At 63.4% G+C, this 20,730-nt stretch carries 16 protein-coding genes; 13 read left to right on the forward strand and 3 right to left on the reverse strand.

Features of this window, described 5'->3' with window-relative positions; genetic code table 11:
• Positions 1–67 precede the first annotated feature (67 nt).
• Positions 68–958, forward strand: coding sequence for a cytochrome c (locus CUR21_RS02395; protein WP_100195421.1), 891 nt, complete (start codon positions 68–70; stop codon positions 956–958).
• Between the two features lie 66 nt (positions 959–1,024).
• Here CUR21_RS02395 and CUR21_RS02400 read toward each other — a convergent pair whose 3' ends face one another.
• The 3 genes from CUR21_RS02400 to CUR21_RS02410 are packed head-to-tail and all read right to left on the reverse strand — an operon-like array spanning position 1,025 to position 3,110.
• On the reverse strand, positions 1,025–1,498 hold the full coding sequence (locus CUR21_RS02400) for a CinA family protein (protein WP_100195422.1): 474 nt from the start codon (positions 1,496–1,498) through the stop codon (positions 1,025–1,027).
• The gene (locus CUR21_RS02405) at positions 1,495–1,992 is read right to left on the reverse strand and encodes a phosphatidylglycerophosphatase A (RefSeq protein ID WP_198431596.1); all 498 of its coding nucleotides are present in this window, start codon (positions 1,990–1,992) and stop codon (positions 1,495–1,497) included. The genes CUR21_RS02400 and CUR21_RS02405 overlap by 4 nt, the downstream gene beginning before the upstream one ends.
• Positions 1,989–3,110, reverse strand: coding sequence for a bifunctional 2-C-methyl-D-erythritol 4-phosphate cytidylyltransferase/2-C-methyl-D-erythritol 2,4-cyclodiphosphate synthase (locus CUR21_RS02410; protein WP_100195423.1), 1,122 nt, complete (start codon positions 3,108–3,110; stop codon positions 1,989–1,991). The genes CUR21_RS02405 and CUR21_RS02410 overlap by 4 nt, the downstream gene beginning before the upstream one ends.
• A gap of 181 nt (positions 3,111–3,291) precedes the next feature.
• On the opposite strand from CUR21_RS02410, the gene dusB reads away from it, so the two are divergent.
• The 12 genes from dusB (at position 3,292) to CUR21_RS02470 (ending at position 20,544) form a co-directional block, all read left to right on the forward strand.
• Positions 3,292–4,284, forward strand: coding sequence for a tRNA dihydrouridine synthase DusB (gene dusB, locus CUR21_RS02415; RefSeq protein WP_100195424.1), 993 nt, complete (start codon positions 3,292–3,294; stop codon positions 4,282–4,284).
• A complete protein-coding gene (locus CUR21_RS02420; protein ID WP_100195425.1) occupies positions 4,281–5,375 on the forward strand; it encodes a nitrogen regulation protein NR(II) in 1,095 nt (364 codons plus the stop codon). The genes dusB and CUR21_RS02420 overlap by 4 nt, the downstream gene beginning before the upstream one ends.
• Positions 5,375–6,742, forward strand: a complete 1,368-nt coding sequence (locus CUR21_RS02425) for a sigma-54 dependent transcriptional regulator (RefSeq protein WP_100195426.1) — start codon at positions 5,375–5,377, stop codon at positions 6,740–6,742. Before CUR21_RS02420 ends, CUR21_RS02425 begins: the two co-directional genes overlap by 1 nt.
• A gap of 102 nt (positions 6,743–6,844) precedes the next feature.
• Positions 6,845–9,106, forward strand: a complete 2,262-nt coding sequence (locus CUR21_RS02430) for a PAS domain-containing sensor histidine kinase (RefSeq protein WP_232622655.1) — start codon at positions 6,845–6,847, stop codon at positions 9,104–9,106.
• Between the two features lies 1 nt (position 9,107).
• Positions 9,108–10,520 (forward strand): sigma-54 dependent transcriptional regulator, encoded by a 1,413-nt coding sequence (locus CUR21_RS02435; protein WP_100195428.1) that lies wholly within the window; start codon positions 9,108–9,110, stop codon positions 10,518–10,520.
• 90 nt (positions 10,521–10,610) lie between these two features.
• The gene (gene trkA, locus CUR21_RS02440) at positions 10,611–11,987 is read left to right on the forward strand and encodes a Trk system potassium transporter TrkA (RefSeq protein ID WP_100195429.1); all 1,377 of its coding nucleotides are present in this window, start codon (positions 10,611–10,613) and stop codon (positions 11,985–11,987) included.
• Positions 11,987–13,513 (forward strand): TrkH family potassium uptake protein, encoded by a 1,527-nt coding sequence (locus CUR21_RS02445; RefSeq protein WP_100195430.1) that lies wholly within the window; start codon positions 11,987–11,989, stop codon positions 13,511–13,513. Before trkA ends, CUR21_RS02445 begins: the two co-directional genes overlap by 1 nt.
• Positions 13,514–13,652: 139 nt before the next feature.
• On the forward strand, positions 13,653–13,886 hold the full coding sequence (hfq, locus tag CUR21_RS02450; protein ID WP_023664101.1) for an RNA chaperone Hfq: 234 nt from the start codon (positions 13,653–13,655) through the stop codon (positions 13,884–13,886).
• Between the two features lie 89 nt (positions 13,887–13,975).
• Positions 13,976–15,241: a GTPase HflX gene (hflX, locus tag CUR21_RS02455; RefSeq protein WP_100195431.1), complete on the forward strand. Its 1,266-nt coding sequence runs from the start codon at positions 13,976–13,978 to the stop codon at positions 15,239–15,241.
• Positions 15,242–15,484: 243 nt separating this feature from the next.
• Positions 15,485–16,933 (forward strand): IMP dehydrogenase, encoded by a 1,449-nt coding sequence (gene guaB, locus CUR21_RS02460; RefSeq protein WP_100195432.1) that lies wholly within the window; start codon positions 15,485–15,487, stop codon positions 16,931–16,933.
• Positions 16,934–16,970: 37 nt separating this feature from the next.
• The gene (locus CUR21_RS02465; RefSeq protein WP_100195433.1) at positions 16,971–18,128 is read left to right on the forward strand and encodes an RsmB/NOP family class I SAM-dependent RNA methyltransferase; all 1,158 of its coding nucleotides are present in this window, start codon (positions 16,971–16,973) and stop codon (positions 18,126–18,128) included.
• A 97-nt stretch (positions 18,129–18,225) separates the two neighbouring features.
• The gene (locus CUR21_RS02470; RefSeq protein WP_198431597.1) at positions 18,226–20,544 is read left to right on the forward strand and encodes an ATP-binding protein; all 2,319 of its coding nucleotides are present in this window, start codon (positions 18,226–18,228) and stop codon (positions 20,542–20,544) included.
• Positions 20,545–20,730: the final 186 nt, after the last annotated feature.

A 20,730-nucleotide genomic window follows, 5' to 3' on the forward strand; every position in this document is an offset into this window, starting at 1 on the left:
AAAGGTGATGGGCGGCACGGCGCGAATCCGCTAGCCTGCCTTTGATGATTTTCCTACAGGAGCTGTCATGCCTCGCTTGCTCTCTATCGCGCTTGGCGCCGCTCTCTTGTGCGGCGGTGCGGCTTGGGTGATGATCCGGCCGCAACCCCTTGCTGCCGATCATTATGCGGGCCTGACGGGCGATCCGGCGCGTGGAGAGGGCGTGTTCCATGCAACGGGCTGCGCCTCTTGCCACGCGGCGCCCGGCGCGAGCGGTGAGGCAAAGCTGATCTTGGCGGGTGGTCAGGCGTTTCCTTCCGAGTTCGGCACCTTCCTCGCCCCCAACATCAGCCCCGACCCCCAACAAGGCATCGGCGGCTGGTCCGTGAGCGATTTCGGCAACGCCTTGCAACGCGGCGTTTCGCCCGAGGGCGCGCATTACTATCCGGCGCTTCCCTATTGGTCTTATGCCCGGATGGAGGCGCAGGATGTTGTCGATCTTTACAGCTACGTTCAGACGCTTCCGCCAGACGCCACGCCCAGCCAGCCGCATCAGATCGGTTTTCCGTTCAACATCCGCGCCCTGCTGGGCGGATGGAAGCTTCTGAACCGCAACACTGATTTCGTGGTGCAGGGCGACCTGACCGAAGCCGAGACCCGGGGTCGTTATCTGGTGGAGGCGATGGCGCATTGCGGCGAATGCCACACGCCACGCGATGCGCTTGGCGGGCTCGACACCAGCCGCTGGCTTGCGGGCGCGCCCAATCCTTCGGGGCAGGGAACCATCCCTAACATTACCCCGGCGGCGCTGGACTGGAGCGAGGGCGAAATCGTCGCCTATCTGACCAGCGGGTTTACGCCTGACTACGATTCCGCGGGCGGCCATATGGTCCCGGTGATCGAGAACATGGCACAATTGCCCGAAAGCGATCGGGCGGCCATTGCGGCCTATCTCAAGAAGGTTCCCGCTGCCAACTAAGGCGCTGCACGCCCTTCGCGCTGTTGTCGCGGCGATAGCGCCCGTCGGGGCGCAAGAGCGCGCCGCTCAATGCTGTTGCAAGGCCGCGCCCAACAGCGCCAGTGCATGGGCCACCGTTGCCGCACGCACCTCGGCCCGGCCGATGGCCCCAAAATCAACCGTCTCGGTGCGCACGGCCTTCCCGACTTGTGCCAGACCAAAGCACACGCGGCCTTCGGGTTTGAACTCCGACCCGCCCGGTCCGGCAATTCCGGTGACCGAAACCGCCAGCGCCACACCTGCACGCTGCAAGGCGCCCGCGGCCATCTCCGCCGCAACCGCTTCGCTGACGGCGCCATGCGCCTCGAGTGTTGCGGGCAGAACCCCCAGCATCTCTTGCTTGGCGCGGTTGGAATAGCTCACATAGCCCCGGTCCACCACATCCGACGATCCCGGCACCTCGGTCAGCGCTCCGGCGATCAGACCGCCTGTGCAGCTTTCCGCAGTGGCCACCCGCACGCCCGCCGCCCGCGCCAGCGCCAGAACCTGCTCTGCCGTCATGACATCACCACCCCATGCGCCACGGCTGCCGCCACGATCACCGCGACACCCGCGAAAAGGCCTGCCCACAGATCATCCAGCATCACGCCCGCCGGATCACCGCGCCGGTCGGCCCGACCGACAAGCGACGGCTTCCATATGTCGAACAGCCGAAAGAACACAAAGGCTGCCACCCAGCCCGGATAGGCCGTCAGCCACCAATCCTGGACCCCGCGCGACCAGAAGGCCGCCGCAGGGAACAGCAGCGCAATCCATTGCCCCGCCACCTCATCAATCACGATCTCGGACGGATCATCGCCCGGCCGGTCGCGCAAGGCCTGCTGACAGGCCCAGAACCCCAGCGCCGTCACCGCCACCGTCGCCAGAACCAGCGCGGGAAACCCCAGCAGATGGTCAATCGCCAGCCCCAGCGCAAGCGCCACCGCCGAGCCCCAAGTGCCCGGCGCCGGGCGCAGCAGGCCGACATAGCCAAAGGTGGTAACGGCGCGGATCATGCGTGCACCAAGGCGCAGGTCGCCAGCGCCGCGATGCCTTCTTCCCGGCCGGTAAAGCCCAGACGCTCGGACGTGGTCGCCTTTACGCTGATCCGCTCCACCTCGACCCCCATAATCTCGGCCAGCGCCGCGCGCATCGCGCCCTGATGCGGGCCGATCTTTGGACGCTCGCACACCAAAGTCACATCACAATTGGCCAGCCGATAGCCTCGGGCGGCCACGCGCCCCATGGCGTGCCGCAGAAAGATCTGGCTGGCCGCCCCCTTCCATTGCGGGTCGCTGGGCGGGAAATGCACGCCGATATCCCCCTCGGCCAAAGCGCCATAGATCGCATCGGTCAGCGCGTGCATCCCCACATCTGCATCGGAATGGCCCAAAAGCGCCCGGCCATGCGGGACCAGAACGCCGCAAAGCCAAACACCATCCCCTTCGGTAAAGGCATGCACGTCATAGCCATTGCCCAGCCGTATCTCCATTTTGCGCCCTTTCAGGATGCGGTCCGCGCGCGCAAAATCGCCCGGATAGGTCAGTTTCAGATTGTCCTCGTCGCCGGGGACGATGGCGACCGCATGGCCCGCCCAGCGCGCCACCTCCACATCGTCGGCGGCGCCGCCCGGATGGGCGCGGTGCGCATCGCGGATCGCGTCAAAGCGAAAGCCTTGCGGGGTCTGGGCGCGCCAGAGCCCGTCGCGCGACGCGGTGGCCTCCACCACCGTGTCGCCGCGCCACAAGGCATCCGTGACGGGAAGCGCAGGGGCCGCCCCCACGGTGTCATCCAGCGCTGCCAGCACCGCACCGATCACCTGCGGCGACACCAAGGGCCGCGCCCCATCATGGATCAGCACCTTGGTCACGCCTTGCCCGTCAAGCCACTCCAAGGCGTTGCGCACAGATCCCGCCCGTGTGTCGCTGCCGTCCACCATCGGCAGGCCAAAACCTGCGGCACGGGCCCGGTCCTCGGGGTGGATCACCAGAACCACGCGGTCGACCTGGCCCGCGAAAGCGCGGATCGTATGGGCCAGAACCGGCGCCCCTGCGAGATCCTGCCACTGTTTGGGCAGATCCCCTCCGGCCCGGGTGCCGCGTCCGGCGGCGACGATGATGGCGGCTGTGGTCATGGGCACCTCTTTGTCCTCTTGCTTAAATCAGGGGGAAGACTTCCGCAACGTGCGCATAAACCGCGCGATTTTGCCTAAATTTTGTGCGGTGCATGTTTTTCAACCGTTTTAAAGTGGGTCTGGCTTTGTTATCCCCGCAAAACAAGATTACCTCGCCTCATGGCGCATAAGGATTGTGCAATTGGCCCTCACGCTCGATCAGCTTGTCATCGACCCACCGGTGCTTCTGGCGCCCTTGGCGGGCATCACCGATCTGCCGTTTCGGCGGATGGTGGCGCGGTTCGGGGCTGGTCTTGTGGTGTCCGAGATGATTGCCAGTGAAGATGTGATGCGCGCGCAGCCGCTTGCGCGCGCCAAGGCAGAGCTGGGCTTTGGCGAGGCCGCCACGTCTGTGCAACTCGCCGGGCGCGATCCCTATTGGATGGCCGAAGCCGCGCGCTATGCCGAAGGACAAGGCGCGCGGGTGATCGACATCAACATGGGCTGCCCCGCCAAGCGCGTGACGGCGGCGGGAGGCAACGGTGCCTGCGGCTCGGCCTTGATGCGCGAACCTGATCTGGCGGTCGCGCTGATCGAGGCGGTGGTGGGCGCAGTCTCGCTGCCGGTGACCTTGAAAACCCGGCTGGGTTGGGACCGCGATAGCCTGAACGCCCCCGAGATCGCCAAGCGGGCCGAGGCGGCGGGCATCCGCATGATCACCATTCACGGGCGCACCCGCCAACAGTTCTACAAAGGCAGCGCCGATTGGGCGGCCATCCGCGCCGTGAAAGAGGCTGTCGACATTCCGGTGATTGCCAACGGCGACATCGTCGATGCGGGCACAGCCGCACAGGCCTTGTCGCAATCAGGCGCCGATGGCGTGATGGTGGGGCGCGGCGCCCAAGGGGCGCCTTGGCGCCTCGCCCAGATCGCGCATGCGCTCTATGGGACGCCCGCGCCAGAGGTGCCGGAAGGTGCGGCACGGGCAGAGCTGATGATCGAACATTATGAGGCGCAACTGGCCTTTTATGGCCGTGACCTTGGCGTCAAGACCGCGCGCAAACATCTCTCATGGTATCTTGAAGAGGCAGGAGCCGTGTCGCAGCGCAGTCAGATCGTCACAAGCGACGATCCTGCGCAGGTGATCCGCCTCATCCGCGCCAGCTTTGCCGAACCCGGAAAGGCCGCCGCGTGACCCCGTATCGCACGCCATACCCGGTGCCGGGGGTGATCTGGGCCAGCCTGCCAATCCCTGCGCTGCTGATCGGACCCGATGGCCGCATCACCGAAGTGAACCCCGCCGCCGAGACTTTTCTCAACGCCTCGTCACGCTCGCTCATGGAGCAGCCTGTGCTGGACCGTCTCTCGATCGACGCCCCGATGGAAGAGGCTTTCCTGCGCGCCCGCGCCAACCAGTCCACCATCTTCATCAATGACATTGACGTGACCACGGGCGAGCGCGCCCCTGTGCAGTGCAATGTGCAGGTGGCGCCGATGCATGACAATTCGGACTACCTGATGCTGCTGATCAGCCCGCGCGACATCGCCGACCGCCTGGGGCGGTCGATGAGCGTGAAGTCGGCGGCCAAGTCTGCCATCGGGATGGCCGAAATGCTGGCGCATGAGATCAAGAACCCGCTCGCCGGAATCTCCGGCGCGGCGCAGCTGATCAGCATGAATGCCAACAGTGAAGATCGGGAGCTGACCGATCTGATCGTCGAGGAAACCCGACGCATCGTGAAGCTTCTGGAACAGGTCGAGCAATTCGGGAACTTGCGCCCCCCGGATCGGCGACCGGTGAACATTCATGACGCGCTGGACCGCGCCCGCAAATCGGCCATGGTGGGTTTTGCCGCGCATATGCAGATCATCGAGGATTACGACCCTTCCTTGCCGCCCACATTGGCGGACCCGGATCAGCTCATGCAGGTGTTTCTGAACCTGATCAAGAACGCCGCCGAAGCCAGCAAAGGGCAGGCGGGCACCATTCGGCTGCGCACCTTCTACGATCTTTCGCTGCGCTTGCGGCGGAAAAGCGGCTCGCCTTCGGTCTTGCCGCTGACGGTCGAAATCATTGACGACGGACCGGGCATTCCGCCGGAAATCGCCGCCGATATCTTTGAACCCTTTGTTTCAGGACGCGAAAACGGCACAGGGCTTGGCCTTGCGCTGGTGTCCAAGATCATTTCCGACCACGAAGGCTGGGTCCAAGTGGATTCAGTGCCCGGGCGCACCGCGTTTCGCGTCTCGCTCCCCGTGGCCCCCAAGAAGATGGAGAAAAGCTGATGGACGGCACTGTTCTGGTGGCAGATGACGACCGCACGATCCGCACCGTGCTGACACAGGCATTGACGCGCGCCGGATGCAAGGTGCACGCGACGTCGAGCCTGATGACCCTGATGCGCTGGGTCGAAGAAGGGAAAGGCGATCTCGTCATCTCCGATGTGATCATGCCCGATGGCAACGGTCTGGATGCACTGCCGCGCATCGGCAAGATGCGCCCCGGCCTGCCGGTGATTGTGATTTCCGCCCAAAACACCATCATGACCGCGATTCAGGCCGCCGAGGCCGAAGCCTATGATTACCTCCCCAAGCCTTTTGATCTGCCCGATCTCATGAAGCGCTCGGCCCGCGCGCTCGAGATGAAGCGCCGTGCGCCGAAAATCCCGGTTCAGCCCTTGAAAGACCCCGGGGATGATCTGCCGCTCGTCGGGCGCACCCCGGCAATGCAAGCTTTGTATCGGCTTGTGGCGCGCGTGATGAACACCGATCTGGCGGTGCTGGTCACTGGCGAATCGGGCACCGGAAAAAGCCTGATCGCACGTGCGATCCACGATTTCTCGGACCGCCGCAGCCAACCCTTCGTGGTGGCACAGGCCGCGGATCTGCAAGGGATGGAGGGACCGTCCTCGCTTCTGGCCCGGGCGCGCGGCGGCAGCCTCGTGTTCGATGAGGTGGCCGATTACGACGATGACACTCAAGCCCGCATCGTGCGCATGCTGGATCTGATGGGAGACGGCGCGCCCCGCATCATGGCCACCAGCCAAGTCGATCTTTCCGCCCGGATGGAAGCGGGCGCCTTCCGTCAGGATCTTTACTACCGCTTGTCCGGCGTCACGCTGCATGTCCCTTCCTTGCGCGAGCGCGTGGACGACATCCCCCTCTTGGCAGATCACTTTCTGACCCGGGGCGAGCGTGACATGGGGGCCGTTCGGCGACTGTCGCATGATGCGCGCGATCTGGTGCGCGGCTATTCTTGGCCGGGCAACGTGCGTCAGCTTGAAAACACCCTGCGTCGCCTGATGGTCACCTCATCCGAGGCGGAAATCAGCCGTCAGGAGGTTGAAGCGGTGTTGGGCAATCAGCCCGTGATGGAACCGCTGAAAGGCGGCGGCGAGAATGAAAAGCTCTCGGCCTCGGTAGCCCGTCACCTGAAGCGCTACTTTGATCTGCACGGCGGGCACCTGCCGCCGGCAGGGGTGTATCAGCGGATCCTGCGTGAGGTGGAGATGCCGCTGATCGAGATTGCCTTGGATGCAACAGCAGGAAATCAGGCCAAATGTGCCGATCTCCTCGGCATCAACCGCAATACCTTGCGCAAGAAGATCACCGACCTCGATATCCGCGTGACACGGAGGCGCAAGCTGATGTAAAACCGCAACATAAAGCGTGTCGCTTCCGCCCTGTGGCGGAATGCACACCATATGTGGCGGAACAGGCACGCTTTGGGCGTGCCTGCATCGGGGGCGAGGCAAGTGCAGCGTGCGTTGGGATCAGCGGCCTGGGATCGGCTGGCGCGCTTGCGCCGGCAGCGCCGAGTCCAAACAGCCACGACCTTCGGACTGGTGTTTCTGGGCCCTCTGCTGGCGGTGATGACCTTCCTCACCTTGGGGCCTTTCAGCCAAGGGTCGAACAGCCCGACCTTGCGCCTGATCCTGCTTGCCGACATGGTCTATATCTTGGTGGTCGCGGCCTTGGTTCTGGCGCGGGTGGCGCGCCTTGTCGCCGATCGGCGCAGCCAATCCGCCGGGTCACGCCTTCACCTGCGCCTGTCCGGCGTGTTTGCCTTGGTCGCGCTGGTGCCCACCGTTCTGGTGGCGGTGTTTGCCGTTCTCACCGTGAACATCGGGCTGGAGGGCTGGTTCTCCGACCGTGTGCGCTCTGTCGTGGGAAGCTCATTGTCGGCGGCACAAGCCTATGACCGTCAAAGCCGTGAAGACTTGATCGAAGATGCCACCAGCCTTGCGGCTTATTTGAATGTCGCCAAGCAATCGACGTTTTTCCTGCCTGATGATGGGTTGCGGCCGCTGCTTTCACAGGGTCAGGCTTTGGTGCAGCGCGGCCTGAAAGAGGCCTTTCTGATCGATGGCGCGGGCACGCTGCTGACGCGGGGGCAGCGTTCCTACCTGTTCGATTTCGAAACGCCGCCCATCGAAGCCCTCACACGCGCCCGCACCGAAGGCCCGCAACTCATCGAAGATTGGGCCAATGATGAATTTCGTGCCGTGGTGGCGCTGGATGCCTTTGTCGATCGCTACCTTTACGTCAGCCGCACGGTTGACGGACAGCTTTTGTCCTTGCTCGATTCCACGCGCGAAACGGTCCGGCTTTACAATCAGCTGGAGGCAGACCGGGGCAGGGTGCTGCTGAACTTCGGTCTGATCTATCTGGGCTTTGCGATCATCCTTATTCTCGCCGCCACTTGGATGGGCCTGTGGTTCGCCGAACGTCTGTCAAAACCCGTTGGTCGTCTGGCGGGCGCCGCGCAGCGCGTGGGCGGTGGCGACCTTGATGTGCAGGTCAAGGAGGAGCCCGGCGATGACGAGATTGCGATGCTGGGCCGCCTGTTCAATCAGATGACGCGCCAATTGAAAGGCCAACGCGAAGCCTTGATGGACGGGCACAGGCAAACCGAACGCCGACGGCGCTTGTTTGATTCCGTCCTCTCCAACGTCACCGCAGGGGTGATCGGGCTGGGGTCGGACGGCAAGATTGATTTTGTGAACCGGGCCAGCGAGCGTTTGCTCGACATGGCCAGTGGCGGGGAAGACCTGTCTCTTTCGGATGCGGTGCCAGAATTCGCGCCGCTGTTCGAGAGGCTGCGGGAAAGCAACGCGGCGGCCGTGCAAGAAGAGGTGCGCCTGACCCGCAAGGGCAAGTTGGAAAGCCTGCTTGTGCGCATGAGCGTGCGGCGCAGCGATACCGGACGGCTGGAAGGCTATGTCGTGGCCTTCGACGATGTGACAGAGCTGGTCTCGGCCCAGCGCATGGCCGCTTGGGGCGATGTGGCGCGCCGGATCGCGCATGAAATCAAGAACCCGCTCACCCCGATTGCCCTTTCAGCGGAACGGATCAAACGCAAATTCCGTGATCAGGTGGCTCAGCCTGCGGATCTGGAGCAGTATACAGATGTTATTGTAAGGCAAACCAATGACTTGCGCCGCATCGTTGATGAGTTTTCCAAATTCGCGCGCATGCCGGAACCGGATCGGCGAGAAACCGATGTCACCCGTCTTTTGCGCGATGCGGTCACTTTGCAAGAAAGTGGGCAACCGCAGGTTCAATTCGCGGTCCAGATCCCGACGGAGCCGATGCTGCTTGAGGTCGATGCGACCATGATCACGCAAGCGCTCACAAATCTGATCAAGAACGCCGGGGAAGCAATTGAAACCCTTCACGAAAAAGGCGCGCCTGATGGTCATGTGCCCGAGATCAGGGTGCAGATGGACCCCGATGATGAGGGCGTGACGATCCGCATCATGGACAATGGCATCGGCCTGCCGCCGGATCGCGCGCGGCTGTTCGAACCCTATGTGACGACCCGAGAAAAAGGCACGGGTCTGGGTCTTCCGATCGTGAAGAAGATCATAGAAGAACACGGTGGCCAGCTGTCGTTGCTGGACGCCCCTCTATTCGAAGGAAACGCCCATGCGGGCGCGATGGCGGAAATCCGTCTGCCACGCCTGACCCGCAGGCGCACACGCAACAACATGGTCGCACAGGGCCAGGGAGGCTGAGATGAGCATTCTGATCGTCGACGACGAAAAAGACATCCGTGAACTGATTGGAGACATTCTGAAGGACGAAGGCTATGCCGTTCGTCTTGCAGGAAATTCCGATGATGCCATGGCCGAGATCAATGCCGATCCGCCCAGTTTGATGATCTTGGACATCTGGCTGAAAGACAGCCGGATGGACGGCATCGACATTCTGAAAACGGTCAAGCGCGACAATCCCGATGTGCCGGTGGTCATCATCTCGGGCCATGGCAATATCGAAATCGCCGTCGCGGCGATCAAGCAGGGCGCCTATGACTTCATCGAAAAGCCGTTCAACATCGACCAGTTGATGGTTGTTGTCAGCCGGGCCATGGAGACCAGCCGTTTGCGCCGCGAAAATGCCGATCTGCGTCGGCGTGAAGTGACGAGCGCGGAAATGCTGGGCTCAAGCCCCGCCTTTCGTGCGCTCAAGGCCCAGCTGGAGAAAGTGACCAAGTCGAACGGACGGGTGATGCTCACCGGGCCTTCGGGCAGCGGCAAGGAAATGGCCGCGCGTTTCATCCACTCGAACTCGAACCGCGCCTCGGCGCCCTTTGTGTCGGTCTCGTCCGCCACGGTGGAGCCCGACCGCATGGAAGAGGTGCTGTTCGGTCGTGAAACCGCCGAACGCGGAATCGAAAAAGGCCTGCTGGAACAGGCGCATGGCGGCGTTGTCTATTTCGACGAAGTCGCCGACATGCCAGTGGGCACCCAATCCAAGATCCTGCGGGTTCTGGTGGAACAGCAGTTCACCCGTGCGGGCGGCACCGATAAGGTTCGGGTGGACCTGCGCGTGATCTCGTCGACCACACGCGATCTGCGTGCGGAAATCGCCGCCGGTCGCTTCCGGCAAGAGCTTTATGACCGCTTGAATGTCGTGCCGATCCCGGTCCCCAGTCTGGAAGAGCGGCGTGAGGATATCCCCGAGCTGACACGCCATTTCATTGATCTTTTCCACCGCACCCAAGGCCTCCCCTTGCGTCAGGTCACCCAAGAGGCCGAGGCCATGCTGCAAACCACCGCATGGCCCGGCAACGTGCGGCAGTTGCGCAACGTGATCGAACGCGTGCTGATCCTTGGCGAGGGGTCGGGGCCGATCGAAGCCAGCGAACTGCCGGGACAAGAAGCGGCGGTTGAAGGCAACGGTCGGTTGGTCTTGGGCGGCGCCATGGCCACGCTCCCCTTGCGCGAGGCGCGCGAGGTGTTCGAGCGCGAGTATCTCCTGACACAGATCAATCGCTTTGGCGGCAACATCAGCCGCACGGCGAATTTCGTCGGCATGGAACGCAGCGCACTGCACCGCAAGCTGAAATCTTTGGGCGTGGTGACCACCGCCAAATCTGGCGGACGGTCAGCCCATTTCGACGATCTGGACGAGGAGGACGAGGGCTGAGCTGGCCGACATTGACCCCGGCGCTGCCTTCTGCGATGCAAGGGCGGCGTGGCGGGGTCAGACGTCCCGCGCCATTCATAAGGGGCTGACATGAAGGTCATCATCTGTGGCGCGGGTCAGGTTGGCTGGCAAATCGCGCGCCAGTTGTCCAGCGAACGCAATGACGTAACGGTGGTCGACGTGAACCCCGATCTCGTGCGCCGGGCAACCGACACGCTAGACGTCCAAGGCATCGTGGGGTTCGCCTCTTTCCCCGATGTGCTCGAACGCGCAGGCGCGCGCGACGCCGATCTGATCATCGCCGCCACCTATTCCGATGAAGTGAACATGGTCACCTGTCAGGTGGCGCATTCGGTGTTTTCGGTTCCCCGCAAGATCGCGCGGTTGCGGGCGCAGAATTATCTGGATGCGCTTTATTCCGATCTCTACCGCCGTGATCATTTGCCCATCGATGTGGTGATCAGCCCGGAACGCGAAGTGGCCGAGGCCGCGCTTCAGCGCCTCGCCGCGCCTTCGACCTTTGACACCGAAAGTTTCATGCTGGGCCGTGCGCAGCTTCTGGGCATCGCGCTCGATGAAGATTGCCCGGTGCTCAACACACCGTTGCGGCAGCTGAATGATCTGTTCTCCACCCTGCGCGCCATCGTGGTGGGGGTCCGCCGTGAAGGAAGGCTCTTTGCCCCCGATCCGGGCGACCAGCTGTTTGCGGGCGATCAGATCTATGTCTTCACCCATTCGGAAGACGTCAACCGCGCCTTGGAAATCTTTGGGAAGAAAACCAAAAAGCAGGAACGGATCGTCATCATCGGCGGTGGCAATGTGGGCTTGGGCGTGGCCCGCACGCTCGAGGCGCGCAGCGACCGCGTTCGCGCCAAGATCATCGAAAAGTCACGTCCCACCGCCGAACGCGCCGCTGACAGTCTGGAGCGCACCATCGTTCTGCATGGCGACGGCATGGATATGGACGTGCTGCTCGAAGCCGCCATCGACCGCGCCGATGCGGTGCTGGCCGTGACCGATGATGACAAGACCAACCTTCTGGTGGCCGTGCGCGCCAAACAGGCCGGGTGCAGCATGGCCATCGCCTTGGTCAACGACCCCACGCTCGCCCCCTTGATGGGGCCGCTCGACATCGACGCCTACATCAACCCGCGTGCTACCACTGTCTCCTCTATCCTGCGCCACATCCGCCATGGCCGCGTGCGGGCCGTCTATTCCATCGGGGATGCCGAAGCCGAGATGATCGAAGCGCAAATCCTCTCGACCAGCTCGCTTGCCGGCAAGATGATCCGGGAAATCGATTTCCCCGAAGGTGTGCTGGTCGGCGGCGTGATGCGCGGCGAAAAGGTGATGAAACCCACGGCGGAATTGCGACTGGAGTCGGGCGATGTGATCGCCTTGTTTGCGATGGCGCCCGATGTGCGGGAGGTGGAGCGGCTGCTGCAGGTCTCCATCGACTTTTTCTGATGAGCCTGCGCGATCGCCTGTTGGCGGCGCCCCTTCTGGTCACCTTGTCCGCCCTGTCCGGGGCGGCCATGTTCCTGCCCGCCGCCCATGCCACACTGACCGGCCTGCACCGTGTCGCACAGGGGTTCTTCTATTCCGGCGTCTTGGTGCTGATCCTGTCTGGCATGGTCTGGTTGGCCACCTCGAACTGGCAGCCGCGCAATCTTGCCCGCAGCCAGTTGGGCTCTCTGGTCGGGGCCTACGCGCTGATGCCGGTGATTTTCGCGGTGCCGCTCACGCAGGCGCTGCCCGATACCAGCTTCACCAACGCTTGGTTCGAGATGGTGTCCTCTTTCACCACCACCGGCGCCAGCCTGTATGATACGCCGGGTCGCCTGTCACCACCCTTGCATCTGTGGCGTGCCACTGTTGGCTGGCTGGGCGGGTTGTTCATTCTGGTCACCGCCACCGCCATCCTGGCTCCGATGAACTTGGGTGGGGTCGAGGTCATGTCGGGCCGGGCCCCGGGGCGTGGCGCCGAGGGGCTGAGCCAGATCACCCGCGTCGCGGATCCTTCGCAACGGTTTCTGCGCTACACCCTGCTTCTGTTTCCGATCTACGCGGGCCTCACGCTTCTGCTCTGGTTGCTCCTGATGATCGCAGGGGAGGTGAACCTTCTGGCGCTGATCCATGCCATGGGCACGCTGTCCACCTCCGGGATTGGCATGGATGATGATCTCAGCGGTCTGAGAACCGGGCTGGTCGGAGAGGCGTTGATCGTTCTGTTCCTGATGCTTGCCGTCACCCGGCGGTTTCTGCCCGGCACCCAGTTTGTTCTGATGCAAGGTCCGCTGCGCCGTGACCCCGAGGTGCGGTTGGCGGTTGTGCTGGTGGCGCTGACAACCGCGGTGCTGTTCTTCCGGCATTTCATCGGCGCGATCGAGGTCGCGGCGACCGATGATGCCGACTCTGCCTTCCGGGCGTTGTGGGGCACCTTTTTCATGGCGCTCAGCTTTCTCACGACCACAGGCTATGAATCCGGGGAATGGGCGGCCGCGCGCAGCTGGTCTGGTCTGCCCAGTCCGGGTCTCGTGCTCTTGGGTTTGGCCATCATCGGGGGCGGCGTCGCAACCACGGCGGGCGGCGTCAAACTGCTGCGCGTCTATGCACTGTTCCGCCACGGGCAGCGTGAACTGGAAAAACTGATCCACCCATCTTCGATTGGGGGGCAAGGTCAGCTGGCGCGACGTTTGCGGCGCGAAGGCGCCTATTTCGCGTGGTTGTTTTTCATGCTCTTCGCCCTGTCCATAGCGGTCAGCACCGCAGCCCTCTCCTTGATGGGCCTGCCGTTCGAGGATGCGCTGGTGCTCACGCTGGCAGCCTTGTCCACCACGGGCCAGCTCGCCGACCTCGCGGGCGCGGCTCCCATCCGCTACGCCGACCTCGACACGATGGCCAAGGTGTTTCTGGCGATGGTGATGGTGGTTGGAAGGCTCGAGACTTTGGCGCTTTTGGCCCTCTTGGCCCCGGCAAGTTGGCAACGCTAAGAGATGCATCTGTAACGGACTGTTTTTTGGGCTGGAATCTCGCCGTTTCCCGTCCCATACTGCCCGCCAATGCGCCAGCGGCACCCATAAAAGCCGAGGGACAGGGACAAAGACGCGCAATATTAAGGGCACGAAGAGAATGGCCGGTGATAAACAGAACTTGCAGGATGCTTTCCTGAACCATGTCCGGAAGGCAAAGGTTCCTGTGACGATTTTCCTGATCAACGGGGTGAAGCTGCAAGGCGTTATCACCTGGTTTGACAACTTTTGCGTTTTGCTGCGCCGCGATGGCCAGTCGCAGCTTGTCTACAAGCACGCGATTTCCACCATCATGCCGGGCGCCCCGATCAACCTTTATGAAGGTGAAGACTGATTTCTGATCTTCCAGAAGACCCCGAGGATGACGAGATCTGGCCCGATCTGGGCTCAGGGATCGATGCCTACGAAAGCGAAAGCCCCGCGATGCGGGCTTTCGTCCTGCACCCGGACATAAAATCCAACCCGTCGCGCCGCTTGCCGGAACACGGGCTGGCCGAGGCGGTCAGCCTTGCTGCGGCCCTTCCCGCCATGGAGGTTGTCGGGGCCGAGGTGGTGCGCCTGCCGCGCCTTCATCCGGGCATGCTGTTCGGCTCGGGCAAGGTCGAAGAGCTGGCCGCCCGCTTCAAGGCGCTGGATGTGGGATTGGTGCTGGTCGATGGGCCAGTCTCGCCCGTGCAACAGCGCAATCTTGAAAAGGAATGGGGCGTCAAGCTGCTGGACCGCACCGGCTTGATCCTCGAGATCTTCGCCGATCGCGCCCGCACCCGCGAGGGGGTGTTGCAGGTGGAACTGGCCGCTCTGTCCTATCAGCGCACGCGCTTGGTGCGTGCCTGGACCCACCTGGAACGCCAGCGGGGCGGCTTTGGCTTCGTCGGCGGTCCGGGGGAAACCCAGATCGAGGCAGACCGCCGCGCCATCGACGATCAGGTGCTGCGGCTCAAGCGTCAACTGGCCAAAGTGGTGAAAACCCGCGAATTGCACCGCGCCGCGCGCAAGAAAGTGCCCTTTCCGATCGTGGCGCTGGTCGGCTACACCAACGCGGGCAAATCGACCTTGTTCAACCGGGTGACAGGGGCCGATGTGCTGGCCAAGGACATGCTCTTTGCCACGCTGGATCCCACAATGCGCGCCATGGTTCTTCCGGCCCTCAGCGGCGGCGTCGGGCGCAAGATCATTCTGTCCGATACCGTGGGCTTCATCTCGGACCTGCCCACCCAACTGGTCGCCGCCTTCCGCGCCACGCTGGAAGAGGTTCTGTCGGCCGATCTCATCGTGCATGTGCGCGATATCGCCCATCCGGAATCGGCGGAGCAGGCGGCGGATGTGGTCGACATCCTGAACGCGCTCGGCGTGAACAAGGCCACACCGATGCTCGAGGTCTGGAACAAGCTCGATCTGGTTGAGGGGTCCGCACGCGAGGCGCTGGCCACGCAAGCGCAGCAGCGCGAAGAGGTGCTGGCCGTCTCGGCGCTCACCGGTGAGGGTGTGGCCGAATTGCTCGACCGCATCTCGCAGACCTTTGACGAGGAAACCACACAGCGCGAACTCACCTTGCCGTTCAGCGAGGGAAAACGCCACGCCTGGCTGCATGCTCAAGGCGTGGTGGAAGCGGAAAGCCAGGATGAAACCGGCTGGACTCTGTCCTTGCGCTGGACAGCGCGTCAGGAAAAGCGGTTCCGCGACCTTTAGCGTCGCTGCCCTGCCACAGGGTCGACGGGGGCTGCCCGCCCCCGCGGCCTTCCCCCGGGGATATTTATGAACAGATGAACACTGCATCTCTTTGCTCTCATCTGTTCACAAACATCCTCGGGGGGTGCGGGGGGCAGACAGCCCCCCGGCGCCGCTGGCCACAAAGGCTGCCATTTCCGCTTGCATCCCTCTCGGACCCGTGAAACAGGGAACCGCCAAACGATCACTCCTAAGGAGGCTCCCATGGAGATTCGCGAGGCCCTTACATTTGATGATGTCCTGCTGGTTCCGGCTGCCTCTTCGGTGCTGCCGTCGGATGCGGACACGTCGACCTATGTCACCAAATCGATCCGCATGAACATCCCGCTCTTGTCCAGCGCGATGGACACGGTCACCGAAGGTCGCATGGCGATTGCCATGGCACAGGCCGGTGGCATCGGGGTGATCCACCGCAATCTTGATCTCGAGGCGCAGGCGCGCGAGGTGCGGCGGGTCAAACGGTTCGAATCGGGGGTGGTTTACGCGCCCATCACCCTGACCCCCGATCAGACCTTGGCCGATGCGAAGCTCTTGATGGAGCGCTACAACATCACAGGCTTTCCCGTGGTGGACGGGCAAGGGCGGGTGCTGGGGATCGTCACCAACCGCGACATGCGGTTCGCCAGCGATGACAAGACGCCAGTCTCGGTGATGATGTCTTCCGAAAATCTGGCCCTGCTTCACGAGCCGGTGGACCGCGAACAGGCGATCAGCCTGATGAAGGCGCGCCGGATTGAAAAGCTTCTGGTCACCGATGGCAGCGGCAAACTGACGGGCCTGCTGACGCTCAAGGACACCGAGAAATCGGTCCTGAACCCCAATGCCTGCAAGGATGCGATGGGGCGGCTCCGGGTGGCGGCCGCCAGCACTGTGGGGGATGCCGGGTTCGAGCGCAGCCAAGCGTTGATCGAGGCCGGGGTGGATATGGTGGTGATCGACACCGCCCACGGCCATTCCGAGGGCGTGGCACGCGCAGTCGAGCGCATCAAGAAGCTTTCCAATGATGTTCAGGTCGTCGCAGGCAATGTGGCGACCGCCGAAGCCACCCGCGCCCTGATCGGGTCTGGCGCGGATGCGGTGAAAGTTGGCATCGGCCCCGGCAGCATCTGCACCACCCGGATCGTTGCGGGCGTCGGTGTGCCGCAGTTGACCGCGATCATGGATTCGGCCCGGGCCGCGGGCGACATTCCGGTGATCGCCGATGGCGGCATCAAATATTCTGGTGATTTCGCCAAGGCCATCGCGGCGGGCGCGTCTTGCGCCATGGTGGGCAGCGCGATTGCCGGTACCGACGAATCGCCCGGTGAAGTGATCCTGTGGAACGGCCGCTCCTATAAATCCTACCGGGGCATGGGGTCGCTGGGGGCCATGGCGCGCGGCTCTGCCGACCGCTATTTCCAGAAGGACGCCGCGTCCGACAAGCTGGTGCCCGAAGGCATCGAAGGTCAGGTGCCTTACAAGGGATCGGCGGCGCAGGTGCTTCACCAGATGGTCGGCGGCTTGCGCGCCGCCATGGGTTACACGGGCTGCGCCACTGTGGCCGAGATGCGCAGCCAGTGTCAGTTCGTGCGGATCACCGGTGCGGGGCTCAAGGAGTCGCATGTGCATGATGTGCAGATCACGCGGGAAAGCCCGAACTACCGGGTCGGATGATGTGTCAGCCGTCTTTTTTGGGTGAGGGGGCGCGGCCATGACTCCCGCCGCCCGAATGTCCGCAGCGATTGAGGTTCTGGACCGTATTCTGGCCGGCGCGCCCGCTGAGCAGGCTCTGACAAACTGGGGCCGGGCGAGCCGCTTTGCCGGTTCGGGCGACCGCAGCGCGGTGCGCGATCTGGTCTATGATGCCTTGCGCTGTCGTCGCTCTTACGCGGCCTGGGGCGGTGCAGACACTGGCCGAGGCTTGATGCTGGGCGCCTTGCGGGCGGCAGGCACCGATCCGGCGACGCTCTTCACTGGTCTCGCGCATGCGCCTGCGCCAGAGCACGCTGGCGAAAGCGGCGCGGCGCCGGTGGGCGCCGCCGCTCTGGATTTGCCGGACTGGCTGCTTCCCCGGTTGGAAGCGGCCCTCGGGCCAGATCTCCGTCCGGTGGCATTGGCTCTGCGCGAGCGGGCGCCGGTGTTTCTGCGGGTCAATCTTCGGCGCGCCACTCCGGCGCAGGCGATTGCCGCCTTGCAGGCGGATGGCGTGGAGGCCGTGGCGCATCATCTGGCCGAGACCGCCTTGCTGGTTACATCGGGCGCGCGCAAAGTGCAGTCGGGCCAAGCCTATCTTTCGGGCCTTGTCGAATTGCAGGACGCCGCATCCCAAGCTGTGGTCAGCGCGCTGCCCTTGCAAGACGGGATGCGGGTGCTGGATCACTGCGCAGGCGGCGGGGGCAAAACCCTCGCCATGGCGGCCCGCGCGAACCTGTCGCTTTTCGCACATGATGTTTCGCCCTCTCGCATGCGGGATCTGCCCCAGCGGGCCGCGCGCGCCAAGGTCAAGGTGACGCTGACTGATCATCCCGAGTCCCTTGCGCCTTTCGATCTGGTCTTGGCCGATGCGCCCTGTTCTGGATCAGGCAGCTGGCGGCGGGACCCCCAAGGCAAATGGGCGCTCACGCCCGAGCGTCTGACACAGATCACGGCCGTGCAGGATCAGATCCTTGACCGCATCGCACCCATGGTCGCGCCTCAGGGCGTGCTGGCCTATGTGACCTGTTCCTTGCTGCAAGAAGAGAATGAGGATCGCATCGCGGCCTTTCTCGCGCGCCATCCGGATTGGCAGCTGATCCAAAGCCAGCGCTTCACGCCGCTCTCCGGCGGGGACGGGTTCTTTGCAGCACAGTTGACGCAAATGAGGCGCTGATCTACACAACTTCAGGTCGTAATGAGCTTCTGCCTGCAGCGCAGTTAAGGGCGCCTTAACGATTGCCATGCACTGCTGGTCCGGAAGGGTTGACCGGATGGGGTGCGGCGTGCTGTCGGGTATCGATGAAGGGACCGAGATCGTTTCAGCGACCCGTGGGATCGCCGCGCGCTGGCGGCTTCTCGCCGCAGCGGCCTTGGCGGCGCTGCTGGCATCTGGCTTCGCCGCTGATCCTTCCATGCGCATCGCGGCCGCTGTCGTTGCACTGACGCTCACGGCGCTTTTGCTTATCCTCTGGGGCATTCTCTTTCTGGCGGGCCGGGCCGACAAGGGGGCCGAGCGTGCGGTGGCTCAGTTGGTGGGCCAAGATGCCACCCCTTGTCTGACAACGGATGCGCAGGGCCAGATCCATTATCGCAACGCCGCAGCACAGGCGCGCTTCGGTCTGGCCGTGACCACGCTGATGGCCGCCTTGCAGGATCATTTCGCAAGCCCGGCTTCCGTTTTGTTCCGCCTGCAATCCCGGGCCACCGCCTCCGGCGCCGCGCGCGAAGATGTGGTGACCCGGCGCGGCCACTCGCGCCTTTCCGTGCACCGTGTCGCCGAAGGCCGGTTCCTGTGGCGGCTCGAGGAATTTGTGGAACGCGGCGCCGGCGGGCGCGGCGCCGAGACGCTCAGTCTTCCCATGATGATCGTCAACAAAATGGGCGTTGTGCTCTTCACCAACGAAGCGATGCGCCGTCTGCTGGGGGGGCGGCCCAAGCGGTTGGACCGCGTGTTCACCACCCCCAATCTGCGCAGCGGCGAAGAGCTGGAGGTGGCGGGCATCGATGGCCCGGTGAGGGCGATCTTGGCCGAAATACCCGGTGCGGGGGAGCGGCGCGAGATTTATCTTTTGCCTGTTGGCACGGGGCCAACGGCAGGGCAGATCATGGAGAATTTTGAAGGCTTGCCCGTGGCCTTGCTGCGTTTTGATGCAAATGGCCAGCTGCAAGCCGCCAACCGCGACGCCCGCGAAGTGTTTGATCTCGATGTTGATGCGCGCCCGATGTTTCACGACCTATATGAAGGCCTTGGTCGCTCGGTGCTCGATTGGCTTGGGGATATCGTTGCCGAGCGGCATGGCGGCGGCTCTGAGGTCTTGCGCGCCCGCATCGGCCAGCCCGATGCTTTCCATCAGGTGACGCTGCGGCGCTTTGTGGATCACGGGCGCCCCGGGGTGCTGGCGGTCGTTCAGGACGCAACCGCGATGAAGCTGCTTGAGGCGCAGTTTGTGCAAAGCCAGAAGATGCAGGCCATCGGGCAATTGGCGGGCGGCATCGCGCATGACTTCAACAATCTGCTCACCGCGATTTCCGGACATTGCGATCTGCTGCTGCTCCGCCATTCGCATGAAGACAAGGACTTTGCCGATCTGGCGCAGATCAACCAGAACGCCAACCGCGCCGCCGCTTTGGTGGGCCAGCTTCTGGCCTTCTCACGCAAGCAGACGCTGAAGCCGGAACGGATTGATCTGCAAGAGGTCATGTCCGACATGGCGCATCTGCTCAACCGCTTGGTGGGCGAAAAAGTCCGCCTGCGCCTGTCCAATGCGCCCGATCTGGGGATGATCCGGGCCGATAAGCGGCAGTTGGAACAGGTGCTGATGAACCTTGTGGTCAATGCACGCGATGCCATGGCCGCAGGCGGCACCATCCGGGTGGAGACGGAGGCACTGACCTTGCATGAAGAGATGCGCCGGGATCGCGCGGTGGTTCCCGCCGGTGAATATGCGGTGATCCGCGTGTCAGACACTGGCATCGGCATCCCGCCAGAACGGATCGAAAAAATCTTCGAGCCGTTCTTCACCACCAAACGCGCGGGAGAGGGGACAGGGCTCGGCCTGTCCACGGTCTATGGCATCGTCAAGCAATCTGGCGGGTTCATCTTTGTCGATTCCACCCCCGGTGAGGGATCGGTGTTCCACCTTTACTTTCCGATCCATCTCGCAACCGGAGAAGAGGCGGTCGCCCCGGTGGCAGAACCTCCGCGCAAGATTGTCTTCAAGCAAGGGGAAGGCGTTGTCTTGCTGGTGGAGGATGAGGCCCCGGTGCGCGCCTTTGCCAGCCGTGCCTTGCGTCTGCGTGGCTATACCGTGCTCGAAGCCGATTGCGCCGAAGAGGCGTTGCGTCTGCTGGAAGATCCTGCCTTGCAGATCGATGTTTTTGTCACCGATGTGGTGATGCCGGGGCTGGATGGTCCCAGTTGGGTCAAGCTCGCGCGCGAGGCGCGGCCCGATGTGCGGGTGGTCTTTATGTCAGGCTATGCCGAAGATTGTCTGTCCGAAGAACAGGGCAGGGTGCCAAACTCGGTGTTTCTGGCAAAACCCTTTTCGCTCAACGATCTGGCCATGACCGTGCAGGGGCAGTTGCATTAGCACGTTGTCAGGTCAGCGGGGGCTCGACGGAAATGTCTTGCATGCCTTTGGGAGCGCCGAAGACATCCTTCCCATTGCGGTGAGCAGAGCGGACGTTACACCAGTCGCGGGACGCGCGCCCCATGGCCGCTGCGCTGACAAGCCGTCCGACCGCCCCGCCCAAACAGGATAGCAATAATCGCCAAC

It is taken from the genome of Pseudorhodobacter sp. MZDSW-24AT (assembly GCF_002794355.1).
Lineage (GTDB): Bacteria > Pseudomonadota > Alphaproteobacteria > Rhodobacterales > Rhodobacteraceae > Pseudotabrizicola.

What these genes read in the sequence shown, in the direction of transcription:
- CUR21_RS02435 (WP_100195428.1), top strand. Translation starts at nt 9,108, where the DNA reads ATGAGCATTCTGATCGTCGACGACGAAAAAGACATCCGTGAACTGATT.
- CUR21_RS02470 (WP_198431597.1), top strand. Translation starts at nt 18,226, where the DNA reads ATGGGGTGCGGCGTGCTGTCGGGTATCGATGAAGGGACCGAGATCGTT.
- trkA (WP_100195429.1), top strand. Translation starts at nt 10,611, where the DNA reads ATGAAGGTCATCATCTGTGGCGCGGGTCAGGTTGGCTGGCAAATCGCG.
- hfq (WP_023664101.1), top strand. Translation starts at nt 13,653, where the DNA reads ATGGCCGGTGATAAACAGAACTTGCAGGATGCTTTCCTGAACCATGTC.
- CUR21_RS02410 (WP_100195423.1), bottom strand. Translation starts at nt 3,110, where the DNA reads ATGACCACAGCCGCCATCATCGTCGCCGCCGGACGCGGCACCCGGGCC.
- CUR21_RS02425 (WP_100195426.1), top strand. Translation starts at nt 5,375, where the DNA reads ATGGACGGCACTGTTCTGGTGGCAGATGACGACCGCACGATCCGCACC.
- CUR21_RS02400 (WP_100195422.1), bottom strand. Translation starts at nt 1,498, where the DNA reads ATGACGGCAGAGCAGGTTCTGGCGCTGGCGCGGGCGGCGGGCGTGCGG.
- CUR21_RS02465 (WP_100195433.1), top strand. Translation starts at nt 16,971, where the DNA reads ATGACTCCCGCCGCCCGAATGTCCGCAGCGATTGAGGTTCTGGACCGT.
- CUR21_RS02405 (WP_198431596.1), bottom strand. Translation starts at nt 1,992, where the DNA reads ATGATCCGCGCCGTTACCACCTTTGGCTATGTCGGCCTGCTGCGCCCG.
- hflX (WP_100195431.1), top strand. Translation starts at nt 13,976, where the DNA reads ATGCGGGCTTTCGTCCTGCACCCGGACATAAAATCCAACCCGTCGCGC.
- CUR21_RS02395 (WP_100195421.1), top strand. Translation starts at nt 68, where the DNA reads ATGCCTCGCTTGCTCTCTATCGCGCTTGGCGCCGCTCTCTTGTGCGGC.
- guaB (WP_100195432.1), top strand. Translation starts at nt 15,485, where the DNA reads ATGGAGATTCGCGAGGCCCTTACATTTGATGATGTCCTGCTGGTTCCG.
- CUR21_RS02445 (WP_100195430.1), top strand. Translation starts at nt 11,987, where the DNA reads ATGAGCCTGCGCGATCGCCTGTTGGCGGCGCCCCTTCTGGTCACCTTG.